This is a genomic window from Bradyrhizobium sp. (assembly GCF_050014615.1).
Taxonomy (GTDB): Bacteria; Pseudomonadota; Alphaproteobacteria; order Rhizobiales; family Xanthobacteraceae; genus Bradyrhizobium.
The window spans coordinates 1-11675 of record NZ_JBEKCZ010000166.1 but is presented as its reverse complement, the minus strand read 5'-3'; the positions used below and the strand labels follow the sequence as shown (position 1 = coordinate 11675).

The 11675-nt window shown below is 62.6% G+C and carries 10 protein-coding genes; 5 read left to right on the top strand and 5 right to left on the bottom strand.

The genetic code is table 11. The features are described from left to right. On the bottom strand, window positions 1-545 hold a 545-nt coding region (locus tag ABR948_RS22565; RefSeq protein WP_428122268.1), incomplete at its 3' end, for a flagellar biosynthesis protein FlhF. Next, the gene (locus ABR948_RS22560; protein WP_428122266.1) at window positions 538-2376 is read right to left on the bottom strand and encodes a PAS domain-containing sensor histidine kinase; all 1839 of its coding nucleotides are present in this window, start codon (window positions 2374-2376) and stop codon (window positions 538-540) included. The genes ABR948_RS22565 and ABR948_RS22560, both read right to left, overlap by 8 nt. A gap of 418 nt (window positions 2377-2794) precedes the next feature. On the opposite strand from ABR948_RS22560, the gene ABR948_RS22555 reads away from it, so the two are divergent. The 3 genes from ABR948_RS22555 to ABR948_RS22545 all read left to right on the top strand — a co-directional run bounded on the left by ABR948_RS22555 (window position 2795) and on the right by ABR948_RS22545 (window position 6267). Then, window positions 2795-3184 (top strand): DUF5330 domain-containing protein, encoded by a 390-nt coding sequence (locus tag ABR948_RS22555; protein ID WP_428122270.1) that lies wholly within the window; start codon window positions 2795-2797, stop codon window positions 3182-3184. Window positions 3185-3280: 96 nt separating this feature from the next. Next, a complete protein-coding gene (locus tag ABR948_RS22550; protein ID WP_428122264.1) occupies window positions 3281-3709 on the top strand; it encodes a SufE family protein in 429 nt (142 codons plus the stop codon). A 152-nt stretch (window positions 3710-3861) separates the two neighbouring features. Beyond that, the gene (locus tag ABR948_RS22545) at window positions 3862-6267 is read left to right on the top strand and encodes an EAL domain-containing protein (protein WP_428122262.1); all 2406 of its coding nucleotides are present in this window, start codon (window positions 3862-3864) and stop codon (window positions 6265-6267) included. A 33-nt stretch (window positions 6268-6300) separates the two neighbouring features. Here ABR948_RS22545 and ABR948_RS22540 read toward each other — a convergent pair whose 3' ends face one another. Both ABR948_RS22540 and ABR948_RS22535 read right to left on the bottom strand, forming a co-directional pair. Then, complete coding sequence (locus ABR948_RS22540) at window positions 6301-6714, bottom strand: Ros/MucR family transcriptional regulator (RefSeq protein WP_428122260.1); 414 nt, start codon at window positions 6712-6714, stop codon at window positions 6301-6303. A gap of 187 nt (window positions 6715-6901) precedes the next feature. Further along, window positions 6902-7825: a DUF308 domain-containing protein gene (locus ABR948_RS22535; protein ID WP_428122257.1), complete on the bottom strand. Its 924-nt coding sequence runs from the start codon at window positions 7823-7825 to the stop codon at window positions 6902-6904. Between the two features lie 332 nt (window positions 7826-8157). Between ABR948_RS22535 and ABR948_RS22530 the strand changes: the two genes are divergently transcribed. Next, complete coding sequence (locus ABR948_RS22530) at window positions 8158-9807, top strand: glycosyltransferase family 39 protein (protein ID WP_428122254.1); 1650 nt, start codon at window positions 8158-8160, stop codon at window positions 9805-9807. 94 nt (window positions 9808-9901) lie between these two features. After that, window positions 9902-10681 carry a class II aldolase/adducin family protein gene (locus tag ABR948_RS22525; RefSeq protein WP_428122252.1) on the top strand — a complete coding sequence of 260 codons (780 nt, stop codon included), beginning with the start codon at window positions 9902-9904 and terminating at the stop codon, window positions 10679-10681. 238 nt (window positions 10682-10919) lie between these two features. Here the strand turns inward: ABR948_RS22525 and ABR948_RS22520 are convergent. Next, a partial coding sequence (locus tag ABR948_RS22520; RefSeq protein ID WP_428122249.1) for a M20/M25/M40 family metallo-hydrolase occupies window positions 10920-11675 on the bottom strand: 756 nt, incomplete at its 5' end.

The window sequence follows — 11675 nt, the reverse complement described above, 5'->3', positions numbered from 1 at the left end:
AACTGGCCATAGCCATACTCCGTGAGCGCGCGCTGCACCGCCGCCGCGCGGCGCGAGCCCGAACTGGCTAACGTCTCGGCGTGAGAGGTAACCGGGATCGGCGCCGGCGGCCGCAAGGCGCTGGAAGGCGCCGCCGGCGCCGCGCTGGTCGACTTGACCAGGTTGGTCAACGGGTCCGCCGGCCTCGGCTCGGCAGGCTTTGGCTCCGAAGCAAGCCTGGGCTCCGAGGCAGGCTTGGGCTCTGCAAGCAAGGCGTCGGCTTCCAGCGGACGCGGACGCGGTAACGGGCTTGCCAATGCGGGGGCCGGCATCACGACAACGGAGCCGAACATCGGCGACGGATGGTGTCCGCTTTGCAGGAACAGCGCATTGGCGACGATGGCGCTGACGGCTGCAAATGCCAGTGCGCCCGCGACCACGTCCTTCCGGCTGTGAAGCAGGATACGCATCACGAGGCCGCGCTCGGCATCGGCGTCGATCGCAACCGCACGCGCGCCGCGACGGCGGCGCGCCATGTCGTCGTCTTTCGCAATTTTTCTAGGCACTTTTCTTCACCTGATGAGCTTGGTCCGGGATCGCGGATCGCAACGCCGGAGAGAGCGTGGCGATATTGCTCGATGGCTCCTTCGCCGGCGGCATGAACGCCAGCGGCAATGCAACGGTCACGGTGGTTCCTTCGTCGATCTTGCTTTGCACGGTCAACTCGCCGGCATGCAAACCCACCAGGCTCTTCACGATCGAAAGCCCGAGGCCGGTGCCTTCATGCCGCCGCTGATAGGTCTTGCCGGCCTGGAAGAAGGGATCGCCGATCCGCTTGAGATCGTCGGCGGTAATGCCGACACCGGTATCGGTGACGCGCAGCACCAGCCGCGACGCCTCAACGCCGGCGGAAACCGTCACTTTGCCGCCGCGTTCGGTAAACTTGATCGCATTGGATACCAGGTTGAGCGCAATTTGTTTGAACGCACGCAGATCTCCGGTCATGACCGGCAAATCCTCGGGGATGCGGGTTGCCAGATCGATGCCGCTTTCGCGCGCCTTCAGGGCCAGCAGGCTGCAGCAATTGATCAGCGCGGCACGCGGCGCGAACGGTTCCGGCGAGATTTCGAAATTGCCGGATTCCATCTTCGACATGTCGAGGATGCCATTGACCACCGACAGCAGATGCTGGCCGGAATCGTTGATCAGTTGCGCATAATCCTTGCGGCGCGCCGCATCCAGCATCAGCGCGTCTTCCTGAACGATCATCTCGGAGAATCCGATGATGGCGTTAAGTGGTGTGCGCAGTTCGTGGCTCATGGTGGCGAGGAAGCGGGTCTTGGCGGCGTCCGCCTGCTCGGCGGCGGTCCGCGCCAGATCGAGCGCCTGTTCCTGGTTTTTCCGGTCGGTCACGTCGCGCATCACAGCGACGACCTCGGCCTCGGACGATGTCGTTTCCAGTGTCTGTTCCAGCGGCCGGCAACGCATCTCGACCCAGACGAAATCCACCTGAGCGTTCTGAGCGCGTTCGCGGCCGCGCGGGGCGTCCCGCCGCAGACGAAATTCGACGCTGCGCGCCTCGCCGCCGCGCGCCGCGTCCGAAAGCGCGGTGAGATAGGCCGGACGATCGGCCACATGGACGCGGTCGAACAGGCCGTGCCCCAACAGCCGCGGCACCGGCGTTCCCAGCATCGTCTCGGCGGCAGGCGAGATGAATTGCACCACACCGTTGCGACGATGACGCGAAATCACGTCGCTCATGTTGCGCGCCAGCAGGCGATAGCGATCCTCCTCGACATAGAGCAGGGCAACGCTGGTGCGCGCCAGCGACTCAGCACCGAACGCGAGCCCGGCGGCATAGAGCGTCGCCGACGCGACACCGAACCCCATGAATACCGCGCGCAGGGCGGTATCGGCTTCCGGCGCCGGCAACATCTGAAGATACCCGAGAACGATCAGCAGCGAAGTACACGCCAGCGCCAGCGCGGAGGCAAAGGCGACCACCCGGCGCGACGCCGAGAGCGCGGCCTCCAGGGGAACAACGACCAGCCAGATCGCGGCGAAGGATTCGATGCCGCCGGTGCCCATGGCGATCGTCACGACAAGACCCGCCAGCGCCAGCGAAGACAGCACATGCGCGCCCTCGTAGCGGCCGGTGCGCGACAGGAACCAGGACAGCAAAATGGGAGCGATGAGCCACGCGAAGGCTGCGACCTCGATGGCGGTGGGCGCGCCGCGCATCGCAAGATACACCGGAAACGCCGCAAAGGCCGCGAGGCTTCCGAGCAGCCGCGGCGCCATGAACGCGCGATGGCGCGCACGCGTCAACGCGTCATAGCGCGCAGACGGATGCAGCAGCGCATCGAGACAATCGCGGAAGATACTCAAAACTGTCACAGCTCTCGCGCCTCGGCCTGTGCGTCGAACAGACGCGCCGGAACGCCCCCTTTATCGTTGCCGCAACCTGTCAGAGCGAACTTAAGCGAACACTAAGGCGCGCAGGTCCGCGGCCGAAGACCGCATATTCCCAGGGCTTTCGCGCGTCGTGCGGCGGCTCAATCGGCGCGGATGGTGAACACGGGGTTTCCGGCACCGTCCCGGTATGGTTTCGAAATGGTGGATGAGCGGGGAGCGGCACTTCGGCCGTCAACGCCGGCATCAATCAAAAATTTACACCGAATCGAATGATTCGAATTTTTCGCGAATTTTCGGCGATTTAACTTCAATGCAAACACTTGCGATTTATCGACCGCTGCTAGTCAGAGGACGGGATCAACCGCAAACACGATCGAAAAAGGCGGGCCGGGGTCGCGAGATGTTTTTTCTGCTTCGCATGGTGTTCTGGGTTGGGCTGGTGCTCGTACTGTTGCCCAGAGACAAGACACCTGAATCGGACAAGCTGCCGAAGGTGGGAGCGTCCGAAGCCGTATCCGCCGCTACCGCCGCCGTCTCCGACATGAGTCAATTTTGCAAGCGCCAGCCGGCGGCATGTGAAGTCGGCGGCCAGGCCGCGACCGTGATCGGCCAGCGCGCCCAGGCCGGCGCGCGCAAACTCTACCAGATCATCACCGACAAGCGTTCGCCCGACCATACCGGCTCGATCGGCGGCGTCGAGAATGCGGACACGCTGATGGCAGCGGCGCCGCGCGACACGCTGACGCCGGATGATATGCAGGTGGAGTGGCAGGCGCCGCCATCGCCCTGAATTCAAGCCCGGAACAATTTCGGTTTTTCATCCCCGAATATCGCTTTCAGTCGCGTTCGATCCTATATAAGGGTTCGGATTTGAGCGTGGGACGCGATGACCATCGACGAAATCAGGGATAATTTTGCGCTGCTGGACGAGTGGGACGACCGCTATCGGTATGTCATCGAACTCGGCCGGACCCTCGATCCGATGCCGGAAGCCGAGCATTCCGCCGCCAACAAGGTGCAGGGCTGCGCCAGCCAGGTCTGGCTCTCGAAACAGTTCGACCGCAGCCCCGGCAGCGAGCCGCTGCTGAACTACCTCGGCGACAGCGATGCCCACATTGTCCGCGGCCTGATCGCGATCCTGCTGACGCTGTATTCCGGCCGCACGCCGCAGCAGATTCTTGCCACCGATGCGATCGCGGTGTTCGACGAATTGGGGTTTCGCGCGCACCTTACCCCGCAACGCTCCAACGGCCTGCGCGCGATGGTTGAGCGCATTCGCGCCGACGCCCGCCAGGCGCTTGCCGCGGCTTCGTGAATCCCTCGACTTTGGCGTGTGGTGGTTAACCTTCACGCAGCCTTGATCGATAATACCGCCCGGTCCGGCGTTCCGGCGCGGCGACACCCCCTGCGATCAACCTGTCTTTAAGGCATTTGTCCGATCCTGCTGCGACAATCAGGGGTTGACGGATGAGTGAATTCCCGCCTGTCTGGCGCTTCCTGCGATCGCGATCCGGTCGCGGCTTTCTGCTGCATCTGAGCGTCTGCGCCGCATTGTCCGTCGCGGTCGGTTACGGGTTTTACTATTTCAGCCTGAACTGGTTCGAGCACCAGAAGAGCGGTGAAAAAATCATCGCCCTTCAGCTGGTCGACGCCTTCGTCGCCAACTATTCCGCGATCCGATCGCAATTTGGACAGGACGCGCCGGTTCCGGCTTCATTCCGGGCCCACGCCATCGAAGACTTCAACAAGCAAAACGGCGATAATTCCGATTTCCGCCTTCGCTCGGTCGGCCTGCCGGGACGAGAGATATCGACCCCGCCGGCGGATGCCCGAATGGCGGCGACCGTTGCGGCCTTCGCAACGATGGCCAAACCAAAACCGGTGTCCGAATTGCTCGACGTTGGCGGCGAACTGACGTTCCGAACGGTTTATCCGACCATTGCCAAAGAACAGAGTTGCGTGAGTTGTCATAACGCACTGCAGCCCGACAAGCCGCAATGGCACCTCAACGACGTCATCGGCGCGTTTGTGATCGACGTGCCGATGTCGCCGTTTCAGCGCGCCGTAACCTGGCGAAGCGCCGGCATTGGCCTCAGTCTCTTTCTCGCGCTGACGCTTGCCGGGCTGATGATTTCCCTGCTTCACTTTCGTCAGCTGGAAGCGCTCAATGCATCCGCTGTGGAACTCGGTCGCACCCAGAATTTTCTCGACAGCATCATCGAGAACATGCCGGTTTCGGTCGCCGTCAAGGACGCGCGGGATCGATGCTTCGTTCTCATCAACCGCACCGCCGAAGCCATTTTCGGGATCGCGCGCGGCGACTTGATCGGCAAACAGGCCGACGATCTGCCCAGCAGCGAAAACGCAACCGATCTGTTTCCGCTCGCCGGCGAGGCGCTGCGCACCCGCGACCTGCAAACCATCGACAACCACGTGGTCGATACCCGTCACAACGGCACCCGCATCCTGACAACCCGGAATCTTTCGATACCGGATCAGAGCGGCGAGCCGCGCTATTTGCTCAGCCTTTCGGAGGACATTACCGAACGCAAGCAGGCGGAAGCCCGCATTGAACATATGGCACGCTACGATGCGCTGACCGATTTGCCCAATCGCGTCGCCTTCGTCGAGCACCTTACCCGCGCGATCGGCAGTGCCAAGGAGGGCAGAGAATCATTCGCCGTACTGAGCATCGATCTCGACCGCTTCAAGGAGGTCAACGATATGTTTGGCCATGCGGTCGGCGACGATGTGCTGCGTGAACTGTCGCAGCAGCTGCGTAAATTCGCCGGCGACGCTTACCTGGCGCGGCTCGGCGGCGACGAATTCACCCTGATCACGCCGAACGGCGACCAGCCGGCGCTCGCCGAAAGCGTCGCCCGGCGTCTTCAAGCGGCGATCGTGACCGATCTGGACTTGAACGGCCAGCATCTGCGCGTCGGTGTCAGCATCGGCATCGCCATCTTCCCGGCCGACGGCGCCGACGCCACCACGCTGCTCAACAATGCCGATGCCGCACTCTCCCGCGCCAAGACCGCCGGTCGCGGCAAGACCCGCTTCTTCGAAGTCGAAATGGATAACCGGCAGCGCGAACGGCGCGCCATTCAGCACGAACTCGATTCCGCGATCGCCCGCAACGAATTCCGCCTGTTCTACCAGCCGCAGGCGAAGATCGACGGCCAGGTGACCGGGTTCGAGGCCCTGGTTCGCTGGCATCATCCACAGCGCGGCATGGTGTCGCCCGCGACCTTCATTCCGGTGGCCGAGGAAAGCGGTCTCATCATGCAGATCGGCGAATGGGTGCTCCGCGAGGCCTGTCGCGAGGCGGCGTCGTGGCCACACCCGCTGCAAATCGCGGTCAATCTGTCGCCCATCCAGTTCCGTCACGGTGACCTCGCAGGATTGGTTCATTCGGTGCTGCTGGAAACCGGCCTGGCGCCGACACGGCTCGAACTCGAAATCACCGAGGGCGTACTGGTCGAGGATTTCGGCCGCGGCGTCTCCATCCTGCGCCGTCTGAAGACGCTTGGTGTGCGCATCGCGATGGACGACTTCGGCACCGGATATTCGTCATTGTCCTATCTGCAGGCGTTTCCATTCGACAAGATCAAGATTGATCAGTCCTTCATATCGAAGGTGACGAGCAATCCGCAGTCGGCGGCGATCGTGCGTGCGGTCATCGGGCTGGCGCACGGGCTCAATCTACCGGTGCTGGCGGAAGGGGTTGAGACCAAGGCCCAGCTCGAGTTTCTGGCAGCCGAGTCCTGCGATGAAGCGCAGGGTTACCTCTTGGGACGGCCACATCCGATCGCGGAATATTCCGATCTCATTCGCCGCGACAAAGCGGCGGTGGCAAAATTGCTCAGCGCCTAGGGTCTCGCCTGCCGGACGGCTGATGGTCCCGATCTATTTCCGCCGCCGACGCTGCTGGCCGAGCCCCATTTTTTTGGCGAGCTGCGACCGCGCCACCGCATAATTCGGCGCGACCATCGGATAGTCAGGCGGAAGCCCCCATTTGTCCCGATATTGTTCCGGCGTCATGTTGTATTGCGAACGCAGATGCCGCTTCAGCGATTTGAAGCGCTTGCCGTCCTCAAGACAGACCAGGTAGTCCGGGGTCATCGATTTCTTGACGGAAACCGCGGGCTTGGCGGGTTCCAGGGGCGTTTCGGCCCTGCCGGTCGAGACCCGCAGCAACGCGGCATGAATCTGGCTGATCAGGGCCGGAATCTCCGAAGCCGGCGTCGGATTATTGCTGAGATAGGCCGATACGATGCTCGCGGTCAGATCGATGAAATTCTTGCCGGCGGCGTCGGTCATGGCCTGAACCTTCCAAAGATCGTCATCACGCGAGCAATATTACACGCAAGAAATATTACGTGTCGAATAGTAACCTGCGGCGCTATTACGCTTCAGGCATCTCGCACGACCTGTCGAATATGAGCGGATTACTTTGACCATGACAAGAACAACGGCACTTTATTTTCGGGCCGGCGCTCCCGAGCGCTCAGGGGCGCTGGTCGAGATGCGAGCGCAACTCGTCAATCGACGCAAACCGCATCATGCCTTCCGGCATTTGAGCCTCGATCGAGCCGTCGGAATACAAGGAATAAGCCATGCCATCGACGACACCTGATTTGAGAACCGTGACCGGCGGCTGATCCTCCATTCGCGCAGCCGGCGGATGGCGATCGGCACCGACGGTTGTCTCGGCAAATGTCGACGGCGCATGGCCGCTGCGCCGCGGCGGCTGCACATCGACGCCCCGCGAACGTTCCAGTTTCGGCCAGGCATCGTCGAATGTCGCCGGCGGCGCCTCGCCCGATTCGACAACCGGCGGCGCGGTGGCTGGCGCGGGACGGGACTGAGGTTCGGATGGATCGGCCGTTCGCGTCTGCGCGCGCTCGCGTTCCTTCCGCGACGACGAGGAAAACAGCAGATTGCGCCGCGGCTTGACCGCGGGCGCGGTCTCGGCAGGCTCCGGTAAAGGCGGCGGCCCCTCGCTGCGCGTGCGATCGCGCGCCGCTGCCTCCTCATGCCACGGTGCCGGCGATGGCGCCGAGGGCTGTGCATCCACTTCGGCATCATCGGCGTCTTCCAGGGCCGGCTGGTCGCGGTTGAATAAAAGACCGCTGCTCCGCGGCGCTTGATTGCGCGGCGTGGCCGTTGCGGCGGCCGGCTGCGGCGCGTTCAGCTCCGGGTCGAACGCGACGCCATCGCGCAGGCCAGGGCCAAGCCGCTGCGCGATGTTCTTCAACTCAGCGACGACGACCCGGAGGGCCAGTATGATCAAGCCGGTGCACGCGGTGACCGCCCCTGAAAGAATCAGGGTATTGCCGAAACTGAATTCCTGAACCGGGATTCCGAAACCGATCGCCAGGAGACCGGCCAATAAACAGCCAATCCCCGCGATCAACATCACAATCATCATCAAACTCACCCCCGGGCCGCGCTCGAAATGCTCGCAGGCCGCCAATGCCACGATACCGTCATATTAAGCGCCTCGCCAACCGGCAATTGCGCGGGTAGTTCCGGCAAAAAGTCTGCCGGTCCGAACCAAGCCATACAACCCGGGAATTAATTCCGGCCCAACCCGTCACTCCGGCGGCTCGAAAGCCCTCCCCGCCGATAATTGCTGCGTTGCACCAGGGAAATTGCGCCACAATTGCCAATTACTTGTACCGGGAACTGCGCTATATGGATGCCGGGGATCGAGGCTCAAAGGCGCTAGCTGGGCCGCAGGGGACCGGGTTACCAATAGCCATGTCATCCATCACTACTTCGGCTATCGATACGCCGTCACGGCGCTCGGTGGAGCGGACATGCGACGATCTCGCCATCATTGTGCTGGCCGCGGTCGGGCTGGTCGCGAGCCTTACGTTCCGCGATTATGGATTGGGCTGGGACGACTACACCCACGCCGAATATGCCGATCTGCTGCTGCGCATGTATGGCTCCGGTTTCAAGGATACCGGCGCGCTGTCGTTCGCCAATCTCTACATGTATGGCGGCGGTTTCGACATGGCCGCGGCATTGCTGCACAAAGTCATTCCGCTCGAACTGTTCGAAACCCGCCGCCTGCTCGGCGCCATCGTCGGCATGATTGGCCTTGCGGTCACCTGGCGGCTTGGCCGGCGTGTCGGCGGCCCGCTTGCCGGACTTGCCGCGCTGCTGTTGCTGGCGCTGTGCCCAACCTTCTATGGGCACATGTTCATGAATCCAAAGGATGCGCCATTCGCCGTCGCGATGGTGATCCTGATGCTCGGTCTGGTTCGCCTCGCCGAGGAATATCCTTCGCCCTCGCCGCGCACCATCCTGATCGTTGGCCTTGGTGCCGGCCTGTCGATCGGCACGCGCATTCTTGGCGGGCTGGCCCTGATCTATGCCGTGGTCGGCTTTGTGCCGCTGTTGCTGGAGGAGTACCGCACCCACGGCGCGCGCGAAACGATCAGGCGGTTCTCGCAGGTCGTCTACATGCTGCTGCCCGGCCTGATCCTCGGCTACCTCGTGATGGGACTGATCTGGCCGTGGTCGATCATGGAACCCGCCAATCCGTTCCATGCCCTGACCTACTTCTCGCACTTCTTCGAGAAGCCGTGGAAGGAAATGTTCGACGGCGCGCTGGTGTCGGTGCCGGATATGCCCTGGTTCTATCTGCCGACGCTGTTCGCGCTGCAACTTCCTGAAGTGCTGCTGGGTCTGTTGATCGCCGGTGTCGTCGGCACAATGGTGCTATTGGCGCGCACCGGCGTGTCGGGCCGCCGCAGGACCATCCTTTTGATGCTGACGCTGGCGGCAACGCTGCCGCTGGTGATCGCGATGGTGAAACGTCCGGCGCTGTACAACGGCATTCGCCATTTCATCTTTGTCATTCCGCCGATGACGGTGCTCGCAGGCACGGCGTTCGCCTGGGGAATGAACTGGCTCGGGGAAAACCGCCGCAGCTGGCAACCGGCCGCCATCGCCGTTTTCTCGTTCGGCCTGCTGTTGCCGCTCGGCGAAATGATCCGGCTGCACCCCTACCAATACACCCATTTCAATCACATTGCGGGCACGGTGCGCGGCGCCGACGACCACTATATGCTGGATTACTGGGGCCTCGCATTCAAGCAGGCTTCCGACGGCCTGCGCGAGGAACTCACTGAGCGGCAGGAAGCGCCTCCCCACGGACGCAAATGGAAGGTTGCGGTATGCGGCCCGCAACGTCCGGCCCAGGTCGCCCTTGGTCCCGACTTCACCATCGGCTGGGACAGCCATGCCGCCGATTTCGCGATGACGCTGGGCGAATTCTACTGCAAGGGCCTGACCGCGCCGGTCATGGTGGAAATCAAGCGCGACGACGTCGTGTTCGCGCGGGTCTACGATATCCGCGGTCGCAGCATTTCCAGCCTGCTGGCTATTCCGGGACTGTGATTCCAGAGCATAACTGCCACGCCTGCCCGGAGGCTTGTTGTGAACCTGCCGCGGGATTAGGCTCGAACATCAGGATTCAACGGGAGAACCGGTCATGTCGCCAGCGGAAGCTCGCCTCAAGGAAGTGCCGTCGGACATGACGGATGCCGAATGGGGCCAGCGCGTCAACCTCGCCGCCTGCTATCGTCTGATCGCACATTATGGCTGGGACGATCTGGTCGACACCCATATCTCCGCGCGGGTGCCGGGTCCGGAGCATCATTTCCTGATCAACCCCTACGGTTTGATGTTCGACGAGATCACCGCATCGAGCCTGGTCAAGGTCGATCTCGACGGCAATCTGCTGACCAAGGGCCCCTACAACATCAACCCGGCCGGCTTCACGATCCATTCGGCGATCCATGAGGTCCGCGAGGACGCCGGCTGCGTGCTTCATTTGCATACGCCCGATGGCACCGCCGTCGCGAGCAGCCAGGAGGGCCTGCTGCCGATCAACCAGACCGCGCAGCTTGTGACCTACGATCTCGCCTATCACGACTATGAAGGCATCGCGCTCGACCACGACGAACGCCCGCGCCTGCAAAAGGACCTCGGCAGCAAGAACCACATGCTGCTGCGCAATCACGGCACGCTGACGGTGGGCCGCTCGGTGGCATCCGCCTTCGAGCGCATGTTCCATCTGGAGCGGGCCTGCACCATGCAGGTGCGCACCCGCATGCTGGGGCCGATGGCCTACCCCGTCGACCCGGCCGTGGTGGACAAGAACACCGCCCTGCTCGCGAACCCCGATCGGCAGGAACTGCGCTCGACCGTGCTGGTATGGCCGGCGCTGCTGCGCAAGGTCGAGCGCCTCGATCCCGGCTACAAGAATTGAAATTCTGGAATTTCCGGTATAATATCGCCCGCAACGACCTCTGCACTTCTATCCAAAACGCCGCCCAATTCCGGGCGGCGTTTTTGCATCTGGTCAGCGCGTAGGGTGGGCAAAGCCAACGGGTCGCGCGAACGCGCGCCCGATGACAGGCTCCGCGTGCCCACCGTTCAAAATAATCGGGCTATGGTGGTGGGCACGGCGCGAAGAGCGCCTTTGCCCACCCTACACGGTGTTACGATCAGCGCGGCGCGTCCGCCAGCGCGGCCAGAATGCGCGCCCATGACCGAATGCCCTTGTGAAAGCTCCTGAGGTCATATTTTTCGTTCGGAGAATGGATGTTGTCGTCGTCCAGACCGAAGCCCACCAGCACCGTGTCCAGGCCGAGCGTGCGCTTGAAATCCGCGACGATCGGGATCGAGGCGCCGGATCCCATCAGCACGGTTTCCTTGCCCCACTCGTCGGTCAACGCGCGCTTGGCGGCAGCCAGCGGCTTCATGTTCCAGTCAAGCGCAATCGCCGGCGCATTGGAATGATCGATGAATTCCACGCTGCAATCTCCGGGCAGCCGCGCGGTGACGTAATCGCGAAAGGCCTGGCGAATCCTGTCGGGCTCTTGTCCTTCCACCAGCCGGAACGAGACTTTCGCGGAAGCTTCCGCGGGAATAACCGTCTTTGAGCCTTCCCCGGTATAGCCGCCGATGATGCCATTGATGTCGCAGGTCGGGCGCGACGATATCTGCTCGATCAACAAGCGGCCTTTCTCGCCGGCGGGAATCGAAAGCCCGATCGGCTTGAGAAACGAGTCCGCCGTTAGATTGAGCTTTGCCCATTGCGCGAGAATATCGGCCGGCAGATCCTTGACGCCATCATAAAAGCCGGGAATCGTGATGTGGCCGTCATCATCATGAAGGCCGCCGAGAATACGGGTCAGTACCCGGATCGGATTTTGGGCGCCACCGCCGAAGATGCCGGAATGCAGATCGCGATTGGCGGC